Below are 14,991 nucleotides of genomic sequence, written 5' to 3' on the forward strand. Positions count from 1 at the left end.
GACGAAGGGGGCGCGCGGGGCGGGACCAGGAACCCCGCGGGGCCCGGACGCGGAACTACGCCGGGGCCGCCAGCTCCGCCCAGACGGTCTTGCCGGCCCGGCCCGTCACCCGCAGGACGCCCCAGTCCAGGCAGAGCCGCTGCACGATGAACATGCCGTGCCCGCCGGGCCGGCCGGCCCGGTGCGGGGTGCGCGGCGCGGGCTGCCCCGCACCCGAGTCGACGACCTCCACCCGCAGCACCTTCGCCGTGCAGGCGATACGCAACTCCTCGGGGCCGTCCGCGTGCAGACAGGCGTTGGTGACCAGCTCGGAGACGACCAGCAGGACGTCCTCGGCCGCGGCCCGTCCGTCGGCGCCCGTCGCGGGAAGCCAGCCCCAGTCGTGAAGCGCCTGACGGGCGAAGTCACGGGCCGTCGGCACGATGCCGGCGGCCCCCCGCAGCGACAACGTGCGCCACTGCCGCTCGACCGGCTCGGGGGAGGCCGCACCGGCACCCGCGTCCGCGCCCGTGCCGGCGCCCTCCGGCTCGCGGCCGAGGTCGCCCGGCGGATGCTGCCGGGTGGTGCTCATCAGCGCTTCACCTCACCGATTCACCATGTCGCCATTGAACAGTTACAAGTACAGATACACGTACAGATACGGAGTGAGCGGCTCTTTCACGGTTCCGCCCGGTGTCTTCTGCCCGGCCGAATCGCGACAACACCCACTTCGCCTACGCGGCTCGCGTGACACGGGCAACACATGAGGCCCCCGGGGTCGCGAAACGCGCCTCGATCAGATGTCCAGGGCCGCTTCGAGGGAGTCGTGGACGGTGAAGACCGCCTCGGCCCCGGTGATCTCGAAGACCCGCGCCACCACCGGCAGCATTCCGGCCAAATGGACCCCTCCCCCGGCCGCCTCCGCCTTGAGGCGGGCACCGAGCAGCACGTTCAGCCCGGTGGAATCACAGAATTCGAGTCGCGAGCAGTCGACCACCAGGCGTACTCGCCCTTGCTCGACCGCGCTCTCCAGGGGTTCCCGCAGCAGATCCGCCGTGTGGTGATCCAGCTCACCCACCGGCGTCACGACCTCGCTGCGCCCCTCGGTTCGGGCCTCGACATGAAGCCGACCCCGGTTCGCACTGCCGACCGTCCCGCGGTCCATGCCCGTCCCTCTTCGTCGTCACTGCCTGCGTCACTGCCTGCATCTCCGCGTGCGCAGATTCGTTGTAGCCGTCGCTGACGTTCTTGAAACAGTACGCGTTCCGTACGCCACGTGGGTAGCCGAAGACCTCAACAAACCGGACATACAGCAACATTTGGCGCTTGTAACTGCCTGTCCGGACCGGGTAAGGGTAGGGGGACACCCAAAACACGGCCGGCTTCGGAGGCGCCGCTTCACCGCAGGAACACGTATGGGCATCGGCAGCCATATGCCGAGAACGATGGAGGAGACCATGTCACCCCGGCTCGACGAACCGCGTACCCACGACGCGACGTCAGCATGTCCTCAGGGACCGACCCACTCAGACTCCCCTGCCGCGAACGCCGGAAACGGCACGCGCACCAGCGCTGGCACCACGACCAGCACCACCCCCACCAGCACGATCAGCAGCACCGCTGTCGGCACGGTCGACGGCCACGGCGTCACCGACGGTCTCGAAGGACTGCCCGAGATCCCGCCCTACGACGAAGTGGGGGCCCTGGACGCCAGGGCTCTGTCGAAGACGCTCTTCGAGCGGCTCGAGTCCCTCGAAGAGGGCACCCACGAGTACTCGTACGTACGCAATACGCTCGTCGAACTGAACCTGGCCCTGGTCAAGTTCGCCGCTTCCCGGTTCCGCTCCCGCAGCGAGCCGATGGAGGACATCATCCAGGTCGGCACCATCGGCCTGATCAAGGCGATCGACCGCTTCGAGCTCAGCCGGGGCGTGGAGTTCCCGACGTTCGCGATGCCGACCATCGTCGGCGAGATCAAGCGCTTCTTCCGCGACACCAGTTGGTCCGTGCGCGTCCCGCGCCGACTGCAGGAGTTGCGGCTCGACCTGGCCAAGGCGGGCGACGAGCTCGCCCAGCAGCTGGATCGTTCACCCACCGTGGGCGAGCTCGCCGACCGCCTCGGCATCACCAACGACGAGGTCGTCGAGGGCATGGCCGCGAGCAACGCGTACACCGCGAGTTCGCTGGACGCCAAGCCCGAGGCGGACGACCACGAAGGCGCGCTGGCGGACCGGATCGGCTACGAGGACCACGGGCTCGAAGGCATCGAGTACGTCGAGTCCCTGAAGCCGCTGATCGCCTCGCTGCCGGGCCGGGACCGCACGATCCTCTCGCTCCGGTTCGTCGCCAACATGACGCAGTCGGAGATCGGTGAGGAACTGGGCATCTCCCAGATGCATGTGTCGCGGCTGCTCTCCCGCACGCTGGTCAAGCTCCGGAAGGGCCTGACGCTGGAGGAGTGAACGGGCACCTCGCACGCCCGCGGAACACCCGCGCGCCGCGTCGCGAGCCCCTTGGGCGCATCGCGAGCCCTTTGCGGAAGGACCTGCCCGGAACAACGGGCGGGTCCTTCCGCATGTGTGACGGCGTGTCACGGGCCTTCGGAAGCCGTACCGGTTCAGGCGACGCGTTCGCCGCGCCGCCAGACCGCGTGGACCAGCGGGACGCCCGGCCGGTAGGCGAGGTGGACATGGCTGGGTGCGTCGAGGAGGACGAGGTCGGCGCGGGCGCCGGGGGCGATGCGGCCGATGTCCGTACGGCGCAGGGCCGCGGCGCCGCCCGCGGTGGCGGACCAGAGGGCCTCGTCCGGGGTCATGCCCATGTCGCGTACGGCGAGGGCGATGCAGAAGGGCATGGAGGACGTGAACGACGAGCCCGGGTTGCAGTCGGTGGAGAGCGCGACGGTGGCGCCCGCGTCGAGGATGCGGCGGGCGTCCGGCCAGGCGGCGCGGGTGGAGAACTCGGCACCGGGGAGCAGGGTGGCGACGGTGTTGCCCTGGGCCAGGGCGTCGACGTCCGCGTCGGTGAGGTGGGTGCAGTGGTCGGCGGACGCGGCGTCGAGTTCGACCGCGAGCTGGACGCCCGGGCCGTGGCCGAGCTGGTTGGCGTGGACGCGGGGGTGCAGGCCCTTGGCGCGGCCGGCGGTGAGGACGGCGCGGGCCTGGTCGCCGTCGAAGGCGCCCTTCTCGCAGAAGACGTCGACCCAACGGGCGTACGGGGCACAAGCGTCGAGCATCGCTCCGGTGACCAGGTCGACGTAGCCGGCCGGGTCGTCGGCGTAGTCCGGGGAGACGATGTGGGCGCCGAGGTAGGTGACCTCTTCGGTGTGCTGAGCCGCGATGCGCAGGGCGCGGGCCTCGTCCTCGACGGTGAGGCCGTAGCCGGACTTGGTCTCGAAGGTGGTGGTGCCCTGGCGCAGTCCCTCGGCGAGGTAGCGGGCGACGTTGGCGGAGAGTTCGTCGTCGGTGGCGGCGCGGGTGGCGGCGACCGTGGTCCTGATGCCGCCCGCGCTGTAGGCGCGGCCGGACATCCGGGCGTTGAACTCCTCGGTGCGGTCGCCCGCGAACAGGAGGTGGGAGTGGGAGTCGACGAAGCCGGGGATCGCTGCCCGGCCGCCCGCGTCGACGGCGTTGTCAGTGGCGGGTGCTTTGCTTGATTCACCGGTCCAGACGACCCGGTCGCCCTCGATGACGACGGCCGCGTCCTGGATCAGGCCCAGGGGGGAATCCGCGCGCAGGGAGGGGTCGTTGGTGACCAGGCCGGCGATGTTGGTGATGGCGGTCGTCGTCATCGGGAGACTGCTCTCCTTGTGTATCGGCTTGCGGGGCGGCGGTCTGCCGGTGGGCCGTCTCCGGGGCGGCGGTCCGTCGATGGGCCTCCGGGGCGGCGGGGTGGTCAGCGGTGAAGTGCGGCGACGGCCGAGGCGAGCGCTGCGGGGACGTCCCCGACCAGGGTGTGCTGCCCGTCGCGGACGATGTGCCGGCCTGCTACGACCGTGTGCCGCACATCGGCTGCGGAGGCGGCGAATACGGCTGTTTCGGCAGCGAGCCTGGGCACCGGTCCCGCTGTTCTGACGGAGTCCAGGGCGACGGTCGCCAGATCGGCGGGCGCGCCGGGTTCGAGGATGCCCGCCTCCGGCCGGCCGAGTGCGGCATGTCCGTCGGCCGTCGCGGCGCGCAGCAGGGCGGCCGCTGTCCAGTGACCGCGCGCCCGGGTGCGCAGGCGCTCGTTGAGCTCCATCGCCCGGGCCTCTTCGAAGAGGTCGATCACGGCGTGGCTGTCGCTGCCGAGGGAGAGCGGCGAGCCGGCGCGCTGGAGGGCGGGGGCGGGGCCGATTCCGTCGGCGAGGTCGCGTTCCGTGGTGGGGCACATGCAGGTGCCGGTCGCCGAGGAGCCGAGAAGCGTGATGTCCTCGCCGGTGAGGTGGGTGTTGTGGATGCCGGTGGTGCGCGGGCCGAGGACCCCGTGGTCGGCGAGGAGCCGGGTGGGGGTGCAGCCGTGGGCGACGAGGCAGGCGTCGTTCTCCGCGGTCTGTTCGGAGAGGTGGACATGGAGCGGTGCCTGCCGTTCCTCGGCCCACGCGGCCACGGTGGCGAGCTGCGCGGCGGGGACGGCGCGCACGGAGTGGATGGCCGCGCCGATCAGCGCGTGGTCGCTGCCCTTGAGGAGGGAGGCGCGTTCGGCCCAGGCGTCCGCGGTGGTGTCGGAGAAACGCAGCTGGTGCTGGTCGGGCTGCTGGTACTGGGTGGGGCGCCGGCCGAATCCGGCGGAGAGGTAGGCGGTGTCCAGCAGCGTGATCCGGATACCGGCCTCGCCCGCAGCCGCGATCAGTGCCTCGCCCATCGCGTTGGGGTTGCTGTACGGGGTGCCGCCCGGCGCGTGGTGCAGATAGTGGAATTCGCCGACCGCGGTGATGCCGGCCAGGGCCATCTCGGCATACACGGCACGGGCGAGGTCGTAGTACGAGTCGGGGGTGAGCCGGGAGGCGACCTGGTACATGGTCTCGCGCCAGGTCCAGAAGGTGCCGGAGCCGACCTGCACGGTGGAGCGCAGGGCTCGGTGGAAGGCGTGCGAGTGGGTGTTGGCGAGCCCGGGAAGGGTGAGCCCGCGCAGCACGGTGGCGCCCGGCGGCGGCGTGCCGACGCCGGTGCGGACGCCCGCGATGATCCCGCCGGACACGTCCAGGGCGACGCCCGGCTCGACATGGGTGCCGAGCCAGGCGTGGGACAACCAGTACGTCACGGTGACGGGCCGGCCCGTCGACTCCGTTGTCAGCTGCACGCGAGACCTTCCAGTACGTCGGCGAGTGCGGTCACCCCGGCCACGCAGTCGTCCTCGGCGGCGTGCTCGGCCGGCGAGTGCGAGATCCCGGTGGGGTTCCGTACGAACAGCATGGCGGTCGGGACCGAAGCGGACAAAATACCCGCATCGTGTCCGGCGCCGGTGCCGAGGACGGGTACGGCGCGCTCGACGTCGCCCCGGCCCGTCAGGATCTTGCCGAGTTCGTCGCGCAGGGCGTGCTCGAACTCCACGACGGGCGTGAAGGACTCCCGTACGACATCGAGGTCGATCCCGGCCCGCTCGGCGTGTTCCCGGGCGGCCCGCTCGATGCCGCCGACCACGGCGTCGAGGCGGTCCTGGTCGGCGGCGCGGGAGTCGAGCCAGCCACGGACGAGGGAGGGGATCGCATTGACCCCGTTCGGCTCGACGGCGATCTTGCCGAAGGTGGCGAGGGCGCCGGCGAGCTCCGCCTCGCGGCGGGCGGCCAGCACGGTCTCGGCGTACGTGAGCATCGGGTCGCGCCGGTCGGCCAGCCGGGTGGTGCCCGCGTGGTTGGCCTCGCCCCGGAAGTCGAACCTCCAGCGCCCGTGCGGCCAGATCGCGGAGGCGATGCCGACCGGGTCGCCGGTGAGGTCGAGGGCACGCCCCTGCTCGACGTGGAGTTCCACGAACGCGCCGATACGGGCGAGGCGTTCGGGGTCGGGGCCGATGGCGTCGGGGTCGTATCCGGCCGCTTCCATGGCCTGCGGCAGCGTGATGCCGTCGGCGTCGGTGAGCCGGTGCGCCGCCTCGACGGTCAGCTGCCCGGCGGCGAGCCGGGAGCCCACACAGGCGAGCCCGAAGCGGGCCCCCTCCTCGTCGCCGAAGTTGCTGATGGCCAGCGGCCGGGTGAACCGCGCTTCCCTGCGCCGGAGTTCATCGAGGGCGGCGAAGGAGGAGACCACACCGAGCGGCCCGTCGAAGGCGCCGCCGTCCGGTACGGAGTCGAGGTGCGATCCGGTGACGACGGCGTCCCCCGCGCGGGGGTCGCCGAGCCAGGCCCACTGATTGCCGTTCCGGTCGACCTCGTAGGTGAGCCCGCGCGCCTCGGCCTGCGCCCGGAACCAGGCACGGCAGTCGGCGTCGGCCCCGGTCCAGGCGTAGCGGCGATATCCGCCGCTGTCCTGATGCCGGCCGATGGGCGCGAGCTCCCGCCACATGGCCTGGAACGACGGTGTCCTGTCCCCGCCCCCGGACGGCAAGGTACCGGCCCCGGTCGCGGCGCCGCGTCCGGCAGTCCCGGCGGCCCCGGCGTGGTTCGCGGCACCGGCGGTCCCGGCCTGGTTCGCGGCACCGGCGGCCCCGGCCTGGTTCGCGGCACCGGCGGCCCCGGCCTGGTCGGCGGTCCCGGTCCCGTTCCCTTCCCCGGTCACTGACCCTCCGTCATCGGCACGCGGACGCCCTTGTCCGCGGCGACCGACTCCGCGATGTCGTACCCGGCGTCGACGTGCCGGATGACGCCCATGCCCGGGTCGTTGGTGAGCACCCGGCGGATCTTCTCGCCCGCCAGCTTCGTACCGTCGGCGACGGTCACCTGCCCGGCGTGGATGGAGCGCCCCATGCCGACGCCGCCGCCGTGGTGGATGGAGACCCAGGAGGCCCCGGACGCCACATTGACCATGGCGTTCAGCAGCGGCCAGTCGGCGATCGCGTCGGAGCCGTCGAGCATGGCCTCGGTCTCCCGGTACGGGGAGGCCACGGAGCCGCAGTCCAGGTGGTCGCGCCCGATGGCCAGCGGGGCGGCCAGCTCGCCGGAGGCCACCATGTCGTTGAACCGCTCGCCGGCCCGGTCGCGCTCGCCGTAGCCGAGCCAGCAGATCCGGGCGGGCAGTCCCTGGAAGTGGACGCGTTCACCGGCCATCTTGATCCAGCGGTGCAGTGACTCGTTCTCCGGGAAGAGTTCGAGCATCGCCCGGTCGGTCTTGTGGATGTCGGACGCCTCGCCGGAGAGCGCCGCCCAGCGGAACGGCCCCTTGCCCTCGCAGAAGAGCGGCCGGATGTACGCGGGCACGAACCCGGGGAAGTCGAACGCCCGGTCGTAGCCGACGAGTTGCGCCTCGCCGCGGATGGAGTTGCCGTAGTCGAAGACCTCGGCCCCGGCGTCCATGAAGCCGACCATCGCCTCGACGTGCTTGGCCATCGACTCGCGTGCGCGCTGCGTGAAGTCGGCGGGCTTCTCGGCGGCGTACGAGGCCATGTCGTCGAAGTCGATGCCGAGCGGAAGGTACGAGAGCGGGTCGTGCGCGCTGGTCTGGTCGGTGACGATGTCGATCGGCGCACCCTCGGCGAGCATCCGCGGCAGCAGCTCCGCCGCGTTGCCCAGCAGGCCGATGGAGAGCGGCTTGCGGGCGTCCCGGGCCTCGGTGGCGAGCTGGAGCGCGTGCTCCAGGGAGTCGGCGCGCACGTCCAGGTAGCGGTGCTCGATCCGGCGCTCGATGGCGCGCGGATCGCAGTCGATACAGATCGCGACACCGTCGTTCATGGTCACGGCGAGCGGCTGGGCGCCGCCCATGCCGCCGAGTCCGGCGGTCAGGGTGATCGTGCCGGCCAGCGTCCCGTTGAACTTCTTGGCCGCGACGGCGGCGAACGTCTCGTAGGTGCCCTGCAGGATGCCCTGCGTGCCGATGTAGATCCACGATCCGGCGGTCATCTGGCCGTACATGGTGAGCCCGAGCGCCTCCAGGCGGCGGAACTCCTCCCAGTTCGCCCAGTCGCCCACCAGGTTGGAGTTGGCGATCAGGACGCGCGGCGCCCACTCGTGCGTCTGCATGACGCCGACCGGACGGCCGGACTGGACGAGCATCGTCTCGTCCTGCTTGAGCGTCCGCAGCGTACGCACCATGGCATCGAACGAGCGCCAGTCGCGGGCCGCCTTCCCGGTGCCGCCGTAGACGACGAGCTTGTCGGGGTGTTCGGCGACCTCGGGATCGAGGTTGTTCTGCAGCATGCGCAGGGCGGCCTCCTGCTGCCATCCCAGGGCGCTCAGTTCCGTACCGCGCGGTGCCCGTACGGGGCGGGGTCCTGACATGGCGATGCCTCCTCGCGAATTGTAAATCTTCTATTCACATCCTGATGGCCTGAATACTCGTAGTCAACAGTTCCGCGCGGATGCCGGGAGGACGCAGCACCCGGCCGCCCCACGCACAGGGCGCCCCGGCGCACCTCCAGCCCGCGCTCCGAAGATCCCTTGCGCATGTACCCATGGAAAATGCCAGAACCGCCACCTGGGGCAAGCACGTTGCGTAGCCTCTGGGTCACAGCCGTACGCCACGTCGGGAGGGGATTGCGCGTGCCCGGAATCGACGAGTGCCTGCTCGAAGTCATGAGGCTGCCCGGCGCCCGCGGCGCCGCGGTGGTCGACTGGACGAGCGGCCTCGCCCTCGGCACCATCGGCGAATCACCCAACGGCGACCACGAGGCGACCGCCGCGGAGACGGCCGAGGTCGCGCGGATGGCGGCCGAGCAGCCCGCCTTCGCACGGGAGGCCACCGGACCGTCCACCGCGTTACCCGAAGGGGCGGTCGGGGGAGCGCCGCCCCCGGTCGAAGACGTCATCGTCACCACCCGGGCCGGGTACCACATCCTCCGTTTCGTCGAGACGGCCTTCGACAGCAGCGTCTTCGTCCATCTCTGGCTCGACCGCGCGGAGGGCAATCTGGCCCTCGCCCGGATACGGCTGGGCGAGATGGCCCAGCGTCTGGTCCTGGCATGAGAACCGCTCCCGCCCCGGTCGCGCCCCTCTCCCCCATGCTGCAGCGCCTCGCCGCCGAGCGTGCCACCGGCGCCCTGATGCGCGACCGCGGCACCCTGTACCTCGCCGAGGGCCAGGTGGTGCACGCCGAGAGCCCCGCGACACCCGGTATCGACGTCCTGCTCACCACGGGCGGCGCCCTGCACCGCGACGGCTGGTGGGAGGCGGTCGCCAGGGCGGGCGCCGGGCAACGGGTCGGCCGCTATCTGGTGGACAGCGGGCGGGTGCCGGGCGGGGCGCTGGAGCTGTGCCACCTGGGCGCGCTGTACGACGCGGCGTTCTTCGCGCTCGCCCCCACCCGCACCCCGGCCCGCTTCCGCTACGGGGTCTCCCACTGGATCGGCCCCGTCCGCCCCGTCCCCGTCGATGCCGTGCAGCGCGAGACGCTCCGGCGCCGGGAGCTGCTGGAGCGGATCTGGCCCGACGCGGTGGCCGACAGCGCACCGCTCGTACGGACGGGCCGCTCCGTCGACGCACCCGTTCCGCCGGGCCGGCGCCGCGTGCTCGATCTCGTGGACGGGGCACGTACCGCATCGGACATCGCCCAGGAGCTGGGCAGGCCGGCGTTCCATGTCCTGGTCGATCTGCACCGCCTGGCCGCGGCCGGACTGGTCGAAGCGGTACGGGAGCTGCCGGCCGCGGCCGCCCCCGGCCGGATCGCGCTTCCGGAGGTCACGGCCGACCCCGACGTCGCGCTGCTGCGCCGGCTCCGAGACGCATTGGAGGCCCTGTGATACGCGCGCTCAGACAGCGTGCCGGGAGGAGACAGCTGATGGTGCCCGAGGCCGAAGCGCAGGATGTGCTGGCCGAACTCCAGCGATTACGGGCCCGGGTCCCGCTCCTCTCCGGCGCCCTGGCGGCCAGCACCGACGGTCTCGTCCTGGCCCATGACACCCCGGGCGTGGAGGCGGAGGGCGTCGCCGCACTGACCGCGGCCGCGCTCGGCGTCGCGATCCGGATGACGGACGCGACCGGCCGGGGCGGCTTCCGCGAACTTCTCGTACGGGGCGGGACCGGCTACATCGCGACGTACGCCGCAGGCTCCTCGGCCGTCCTCACGCTGCTGGCCGAGGACCGGATCAACGTCGGCAGGCTCCATCTGGAGGGCCGCCGGGCAGGCTCCCGCATCGGCGAACTGATCGACACCGCGCTGGAACGCGCCGCCCACCCGGCACCCCCGGCCCGCGCCCCCGAGCAGCCCACCCCGCGGCCCGGCCCGCTGCCGCGCCGCACGTAACACCACATGCCCCGGAGACAACCCAAGGATCCGGTCGACCCGGCCGGCCAGGAAAGGAAACGAGCACGCATGTCGAACACCGAAGCGTCACTCAAGGAAGCGATGACGTCGATCGAGGGCACCCTCGGTGTCGCCCTTGTCGACTACACCAGCGGAATGGCGCTGGGCACCCTCGGCGGCGGCAAGGACTTCAACCTGGAGGTCGCGGCCGCGGGCAACACCGATGTCGTACGCGCCAAGCTCCGCACGATGGAGCACCTCGGCCTCCAGGACGAGATCGAGGACATCCTGATCACGCTCGGCACCCAGTACCACCTGATCCGGCTGCTCAAGGCCCGCGGCAGCAACGGCCTTTTCCTGTACCTGGTGCTGGACAAGGGCCGCGCCAACCTGGCGATGGCCCGCCACCAGCTGAAGCGGATCGAGGCCGAACTGGAGGTCTGACCCGGCGGCCTCAGCGCCGACGCCGCGCCCCGCCGGGCGCGGCGTCACCCGCCATCGGCCCGGTCGTCCGATACCCCTTCACCCGCTTGCCCGCGGGCCGGCCGCGCTCCACCCAGTCGGTCCGCACCCAGTACAGGGCGTCGTCCCGGCGCTCGCGCTGCCCGATCCGGATGGCCTTGATCCAGAGTCCGGCCCCCGCACCCGCGAGCACCAGCCCGCCGGCCCCGGGCAGCAGGAACGCGCTCGCCACAGCTACGAGGAACGCCCCGAACAGCCACCACCGGTGCCCGCGCCGCCAGTTGCGTACGGTCACGGCCCGGTCCTGGAGGAAGTCGGACCGCCCGGCGCGGGTGGCGCCCCCGGCCAGTTCCGCGTACCGCCGCCCGCGTACGAGCGCCACCGCGGCCGCCGTGATCAAGAACAGCGCCGCCCCGGCCAGCAGCCCGATCCGGCGCCCGGTGAGTCCCGGCACCAGTGCGCCGATCGCCGCGGCGAGCAGCCCCGGCCACCACAACGGTGCGGCTCCGGCCCGTACGATCACGGCCACCCTCGCCAACGACTGCGCTCCGCGCCCCACGTCCGTACCCCTCTCCACAGCTCCTTCTGATCCTTCTTGGCCGGGAGATTAATAGCCGCAAATGAGCGGTGTCTGAGAATCGTCGAGGTTGGTGGGGCCGCCCTCAGTACCTGATCCCCGTCGGGCCGTCGCCACCGCCGTCACTCGGCGAACAGCCCTCGCGCCGCGGCCCTCGCGTCGAACTCCTCCAGCCGGGCCTGCGCATCGGGCAGGTCGTCGCACATCGCCTCCAGCAGCACCCGCCCCAGCAGCATCGGCGCACACGCAGTGTCGAAGGCGAGCCCGGTGCCGACGGCGGCCGGGATCAGCAGATCGCTGTGCCCGGCCACCGGAGCGAACGCCGAATCGGCGACCGCCACCACGGTCAGGCCCTGCTCCCGGGAGTACGCGAGGGCGTCCACGACCTCCTTCGGGTACCGGGGCAGCGCGAAGCAGATCAGCGCGGTGGCGCCCGCCCGCCGCGCGGCGTCGATCCGGTCGTGCAGCATGCTGCCGCCCTCGTCGAGCACCCGGACATCGGGGTGGACCTTGGCCGCGAAGTACCCGAACCCGCGCGCCTGCGAGGAGGCGGCCCGCAGTCCGAGCACCGGCAGCGGCCGGGAGGCCGCCAGCAGCCTGCCCGCACGTTCGACGGGCCCGGGGTCGGCGAGCAGCTCGGCCAGATGCCGCAGATTCTCGATCTCGCCGAGGACGGCCTGCTGGTACTCGTTGTACGCGTCGGCTTCGCCGCCGCCCCCCGGTACGGACTCGGCGGGGGCGACCTCCCGCAGGTGTTTGCGGAGCGCCGGATAGCCGTCGAACCCGAGTGCCACGGCGAACCGGGTGACGGACGGCTGGCTGACCCCGGCGAGTTCGGCCAGCTCCACACTCGACAGAAACGGCACGTCCCCGGCCCTGCGCACCATCGAGTGCGCGATGCGCCGTTGTGTCGGTGTCAGCCGGCGCCCCTCGAAGAGCTGCTGCAGTCGTGCGGCAGGGCTGCTCTCGCTCATACCGTCCCCCTCCAAAGTCCCGTGTACTGGTCGAGCAGCTCCCCGGCCGCGACCTCTCCATCATCGGTGAGCGGCCGGTCCCGGCCCACGGGGCCGACGGAGCCGGAAGTCCCGGAAGAGCCTGCGATCCCGGACGCGGAGTCCCCGAAGTCCTCGGAGTCCAAGAAGTGGGACGACATCATGCGCAAACTCCTCCTATCCGGGCGCTTCATCTCGCTTTTCGGGCCTCTGCAGCCAGTGTTTTACTCCAAAGCATTGACAATCTATTCAACGAGGAAGAACTCTGCATGACTATATGCAGCCGGGGCAAGCAACGACCGTTGATCGGTTCGGCGCGGTGGACAAGCGCTTCCCGAACGGCACTACGGCAGTTCACGACCTCGGCCTCAGCCTCAAGGAGGGAAGCCGACCCATGGCAGGCCTGCTCGAACAGCGCTCCATCGATGTCGTGCCGGACGACGAACGTCACGGCACCGCGTTCAGCCAGTTCACGCTCTGGCTCGGCGCGAATCTCCAGATCACCGCCGTCGTCACCGGCGCGCTCGCGGTCGTCTTCGGCGGCGGCGCGTTCTGGTCGGTCATCGGCCTGGCGCTGGGCAATCTGCTCGGCGGAGCCGTGATGGCCCTGCACTCCGCGCAGGGCCCGCGCCTGGGACTGCCGCAGATGATCCAGTCCCGCGCGCAGTTCGGGGTCAAGGGCGCAGTGATCCCGCTGGCCCTGGTGATCGTGATGTACATCGGCTTCTTCGCCAGCGGCAGCGTGCTGGCCGGTCAGGCCGTCGGGGAGCTCACCCACCTCGGCGAGACGCCGGGCATCGTCATCTTCGCGCTGGTCACCGCCCTGATGGCGGCGATCGGCTACCGCGTCATCCATATGCTGGGCCGGGTCGCCGGCGTGATCTGCGCGGTCGCCTTCGTCTATCTCGGCATCCGGCTGCTCGACCGCATCGATCTCGGAGCCGTCCTCGCCGACCGCTCCTTCGATCTGCCGATGTTCCTGCTCGCGGTCTCGCTCGCCGCGTCCTGGCAGCTGGCGTTCGGCCCGTACGTCGCCGACTACTCCCGCTATCTGCCGCGTACGACCAGCGCCCGTGCCACTTTCTGGTGGACGCTCTCCGGCTCGGCGCTCGGCTCCCAGTGGTCCATGGTCTTCGGCGTGCTGGTCGCGGCCACCGCCGGGGACGCCTTCCTTGCGAGCCAGGTCGGCTATGTCGTCGCCCTGGGCGGAACCGGCCTGATCGCCTCGTTCCTGTACTTCGTGATCGCGCTCGGCAAGCTGACCATCAACGTCCTCAACACCTACGGCGGTTTCATGTCGTTGGTGACCAGCATCAGCGGCTTCCGCGGCCAGAAGACCCTCTCCCCGCGCGGCCGGGCTCTCTACATCACGGGCATCATGCTCGCCGGCACCGTCGTGGCCCTGCTCGGCAAGGACAGCTTCCTCGCCTCCTTCAAGGACTTCCTCCTCTTCCTGCTGACCTTCTTCACCCCGTGGTCGGCGATCAACCTGGTCGACTACTACCTGATCTCACGGGAGCGGTACGACATCCCCGCCCTCGCCGATCCGCACGGACGGTACGGCGCTTGGCGCCGGGACGCGCTGGTGGTGTACGGAATCGGGCTTCTCGCCCAGCTGCCGTTCCTGGTGACTCACTTCTACACCGGCCCGCTGGTCGCTCCGCTGGGCGGCGCCGACATCTCGTGGGTGGTCGGCCTGGCCGTACCCGCACTGCTGTACTGGCTGCTCGCCCGCCGCGACACCACGCACATTCCGGAGCACACGATCCTCCCCGCCCAGGCGTCCGCGGGCGAGGACAGCGGGGCCGGGACCACCGGTACGGCGGCCGCCCGCGCGTAGCCGGAAAAGAGGGGGGGTAGCCCCACTGCCCCCCGACGCCCCCGATTCGTACGGTAAAGGACATGGATACCCGTGACCCTGAGCTCAAGAACGAGCTCGATGCCACCCTGCATGCCCGTAGTGAGCTGGGTTCGGATTACGAGTCCGCGCTCGTCGAGTCCTTCCTGGAGAAGGTCGAGCAGCGCCTCGACACCACGCTCGACCGCCGCGTCCGGCGTCATCTCGCCGAGCAGCAGGTGAGCGTCGCCAGGGGTGCGCGTACACCGCAGCCCATGGGGAACTTCGGCGAGCGCTACGGCTTCGGGATCATCTCGCTGGTCCTGGCCATCCCGCTGTCGGCGATCGGCGCCGCGGCCGCCCATACCGGGGGCCTGGTCGTCGTCTGGCTCGGGATCGTCGGCGTCAACGCCGTCCACGCCGCCCGCAACTGGCCCTGGTTCCAGCGCCGTTCCTCGCACGCGGGGTCCGACTGGGAGGACTGAGGGCCGCGGGCCGGGCCCGAGAACACGGGGCGTTACACCTGACGGGTGGGCAGCACGATCAGCCGGCGCAGGTTGATGTGGCGCGCGGCTGGTGGCGTAGGCCACGAGGTCGGCGATCTCGTCGCCCGACAGCCCCCCCGAGCGCGTCGAACATGCCGTCGAGCTGCCCGCTCAGCTCGGCGTTGTCGATGTGGCCGCCCAGTTCCGTGTCGGTGAGAACGGGCTGAATGTTCGTGACGCGGACGTCGCGCGGTCCCAGCTCCGTGCGCAGGGACGCCGACAGGTACGTGAGCGCGGCCTTCGTCGCCCCGTACACCGCGTGGGGCCGGCCCTGAGCCCGGCAGCGAGAGCG

16 protein-coding genes and 1 pseudogene are annotated in these 14,991 nt (G+C 71.4%); 7 read left to right on the forward strand and 10 right to left on the reverse strand.

Annotation, left to right across the window (positions count from 1 at the left end; translation table 11 throughout):
- Positions 1-55: 55 nt before the first annotated feature.
- Together ACFVV1_RS06370 and ACFVV1_RS06375 are read right to left on the reverse strand one after the other, a co-directional pair.
- Positions 56-571, reverse strand: a complete 516-nt coding sequence (locus ACFVV1_RS06370) for an ATP-binding protein (protein WP_389985338.1) — start codon at positions 569-571, stop codon at positions 56-58.
- Positions 572-775: 204 nt separating this feature from the next.
- A complete protein-coding gene (locus ACFVV1_RS06375) occupies positions 776-1,144 on the reverse strand; it encodes an STAS domain-containing protein (RefSeq protein ID WP_389985341.1) in 369 nt (122 codons plus the stop codon).
- Between the two features lie 292 nt (positions 1,145-1,436).
- On the opposite strand from ACFVV1_RS06375, the gene ACFVV1_RS06380 reads away from it, so the two are divergent.
- Positions 1,437-2,441 carry an RNA polymerase sigma factor SigF gene (locus tag ACFVV1_RS06380; RefSeq protein WP_389986329.1) on the forward strand — a complete coding sequence of 335 codons (1,005 nt, stop codon included), beginning with the start codon at positions 1,437-1,439 and terminating at the stop codon, positions 2,439-2,441.
- A 155-nt stretch (positions 2,442-2,596) separates the two neighbouring features.
- On the opposite strand, the gene hutI is transcribed toward ACFVV1_RS06380, so the two are convergent.
- The 4 genes from hutI to hutU all read right to left on the reverse strand — a co-directional run bounded on the left by hutI (position 2,597) and on the right by hutU (position 8,326).
- The gene (gene hutI / locus ACFVV1_RS06385) at positions 2,597-3,769 is read right to left on the reverse strand and encodes an imidazolonepropionase (RefSeq protein ID WP_389985344.1); all 1,173 of its coding nucleotides are present in this window, start codon (positions 3,767-3,769) and stop codon (positions 2,597-2,599) included.
- A 104-nt stretch (positions 3,770-3,873) separates the two neighbouring features.
- A complete protein-coding gene (locus ACFVV1_RS06390; RefSeq protein ID WP_389985347.1) occupies positions 3,874-5,259 on the reverse strand; it encodes a formimidoylglutamate deiminase in 1,386 nt (461 codons plus the stop codon).
- On the reverse strand, positions 5,250-6,458 hold the full coding sequence (locus ACFVV1_RS06395) for an allantoate amidohydrolase (protein WP_389986332.1): 1,209 nt from the start codon (positions 6,456-6,458) through the stop codon (positions 5,250-5,252). Before ACFVV1_RS06395 ends, ACFVV1_RS06390 begins: the two co-directional genes overlap by 10 nt.
- 209 nt (positions 6,459-6,667) lie before the next feature.
- Complete coding sequence (gene hutU, locus ACFVV1_RS06400; RefSeq protein ID WP_389985350.1) at positions 6,668-8,326, reverse strand: urocanate hydratase; 1,659 nt, start codon at positions 8,324-8,326, stop codon at positions 6,668-6,670.
- A 261-nt stretch (positions 8,327-8,587) separates the two neighbouring features.
- On the opposite strand from hutU, the gene ACFVV1_RS06405 reads away from it, so the two are divergent.
- The 4 genes from ACFVV1_RS06405 to ACFVV1_RS06420 all read left to right on the forward strand — a co-directional run bounded on the left by ACFVV1_RS06405 (position 8,588) and on the right by ACFVV1_RS06420 (position 10,730).
- The gene (locus ACFVV1_RS06405; RefSeq protein WP_389985353.1) at positions 8,588-9,010 is read left to right on the forward strand and encodes a hypothetical protein; all 423 of its coding nucleotides are present in this window, start codon (positions 8,588-8,590) and stop codon (positions 9,008-9,010) included.
- Complete coding sequence (locus tag ACFVV1_RS06410; RefSeq protein ID WP_389985355.1) at positions 9,007-9,783, forward strand: transcriptional regulator; 777 nt, start codon at positions 9,007-9,009, stop codon at positions 9,781-9,783. The genes ACFVV1_RS06405 and ACFVV1_RS06410 overlap by 4 nt, the downstream gene beginning before the upstream one ends.
- 38 nt (positions 9,784-9,821) lie before the next feature.
- A complete protein-coding gene (locus ACFVV1_RS06415; RefSeq protein WP_389985358.1) occupies positions 9,822-10,286 on the forward strand; it encodes a roadblock/LC7 domain-containing protein in 465 nt (154 codons plus the stop codon).
- A gap of 69 nt (positions 10,287-10,355) precedes the next feature.
- Positions 10,356-10,730: a hypothetical protein gene (locus tag ACFVV1_RS06420; protein ID WP_389985361.1), complete on the forward strand. Its 375-nt coding sequence runs from the start codon at positions 10,356-10,358 to the stop codon at positions 10,728-10,730.
- A 10-nt stretch (positions 10,731-10,740) separates the two neighbouring features.
- Here the strand turns inward: ACFVV1_RS06420 and ACFVV1_RS06425 are convergent, their stop codons facing one another.
- The 3 genes from ACFVV1_RS06425 to ACFVV1_RS06435 form a co-directional block, all read right to left on the reverse strand.
- Complete coding sequence (locus ACFVV1_RS06425) at positions 10,741-11,277, reverse strand: hypothetical protein (RefSeq protein WP_389986335.1); 537 nt, start codon at positions 11,275-11,277, stop codon at positions 10,741-10,743.
- A gap of 170 nt (positions 11,278-11,447) precedes the next feature.
- On the reverse strand, positions 11,448-12,299 hold the full coding sequence (locus ACFVV1_RS06430; protein ID WP_389985364.1) for a MurR/RpiR family transcriptional regulator: 852 nt from the start codon (positions 12,297-12,299) through the stop codon (positions 11,448-11,450).
- Complete coding sequence (locus ACFVV1_RS06435) at positions 12,296-12,481, reverse strand: hypothetical protein (protein WP_389985367.1); 186 nt, start codon at positions 12,479-12,481, stop codon at positions 12,296-12,298. The genes ACFVV1_RS06430 and ACFVV1_RS06435 overlap by 4 nt, the downstream gene beginning before the upstream one ends.
- Before the next feature lie 230 nt (positions 12,482-12,711).
- On the opposite strand from ACFVV1_RS06435, the gene ACFVV1_RS06440 reads away from it, so the two are divergent.
- Together ACFVV1_RS06440 and ACFVV1_RS06445 are read left to right on the forward strand one after the other, a co-directional pair.
- Positions 12,712-14,157 (forward strand): purine-cytosine permease family protein, encoded by a 1,446-nt coding sequence (locus tag ACFVV1_RS06440; RefSeq protein WP_389985369.1) that lies wholly within the window; start codon positions 12,712-12,714, stop codon positions 14,155-14,157.
- A 62-nt stretch (positions 14,158-14,219) separates the two neighbouring features.
- Entirely contained in the window at positions 14,220-14,639 is a 420-nt protein-coding gene (locus tag ACFVV1_RS06445; protein WP_389985372.1) for a hypothetical protein, read from the forward strand.
- Between the two features lie 32 nt (positions 14,640-14,671).
- On the opposite strand, the pseudogene ACFVV1_RS06450 reads toward ACFVV1_RS06445, so the two are convergent.
- A pseudogene (locus ACFVV1_RS06450) lies at positions 14,672-14,964 on the reverse strand (SDR family oxidoreductase); the annotation flags it as partial.
- Positions 14,965-14,991 lie beyond the last annotated feature (27 nt).

Source organism: Streptomyces sp. NPDC058092 (assembly GCF_042884935.1).
Taxonomy (GTDB): Bacteria; Actinomycetota; Actinomycetes; order Streptomycetales; family Streptomycetaceae; genus Streptomyces.

Bases quoted from the DNA above. Each gene is read 5' to 3' on its own strand.
- ACFVV1_RS06420 (WP_389985361.1), top strand. From the start codon at position 10,356: ATGTCGAACACCGAAGCGTCACTCAAGGAAGCGATGACGTCGATCGAG.
- ACFVV1_RS06380 (WP_389986329.1), top strand. From the start codon at position 1,437: ATGTCACCCCGGCTCGACGAACCGCGTACCCACGACGCGACGTCAGCA.
- ACFVV1_RS06430 (WP_389985364.1), bottom strand. From the start codon at position 12,299: ATGAGCGAGAGCAGCCCTGCCGCACGACTGCAGCAGCTCTTCGAGGGG.
- ACFVV1_RS06415 (WP_389985358.1), top strand. From the start codon at position 9,822: ATGGTGCCCGAGGCCGAAGCGCAGGATGTGCTGGCCGAACTCCAGCGA.
- ACFVV1_RS06440 (WP_389985369.1), top strand. From the start codon at position 12,712: ATGGCAGGCCTGCTCGAACAGCGCTCCATCGATGTCGTGCCGGACGAC.
- ACFVV1_RS06410 (WP_389985355.1), top strand. From the start codon at position 9,007: ATGAGAACCGCTCCCGCCCCGGTCGCGCCCCTCTCCCCCATGCTGCAG.
- ACFVV1_RS06370 (WP_389985338.1), bottom strand. From the start codon at position 571: ATGAGCACCACCCGGCAGCATCCGCCGGGCGACCTCGGCCGCGAGCCG.
- ACFVV1_RS06435 (WP_389985367.1), bottom strand. From the start codon at position 12,481: ATGATGTCGTCCCACTTCTTGGACTCCGAGGACTTCGGGGACTCCGCG.
- ACFVV1_RS06395 (WP_389986332.1), bottom strand. From the start codon at position 6,458: ATGTGGCGGGAGCTCGCGCCCATCGGCCGGCATCAGGACAGCGGCGGA.
- ACFVV1_RS06375 (WP_389985341.1), bottom strand. From the start codon at position 1,144: ATGGACCGCGGGACGGTCGGCAGTGCGAACCGGGGTCGGCTTCATGTC.
- hutU (WP_389985350.1), bottom strand. From the start codon at position 8,326: ATGTCAGGACCCCGCCCCGTACGGGCACCGCGCGGTACGGAACTGAGC.
- hutI (WP_389985344.1), bottom strand. From the start codon at position 3,769: ATGACGACGACCGCCATCACCAACATCGCCGGCCTGGTCACCAACGAC.
- ACFVV1_RS06445 (WP_389985372.1), top strand. From the start codon at position 14,220: ATGGATACCCGTGACCCTGAGCTCAAGAACGAGCTCGATGCCACCCTG.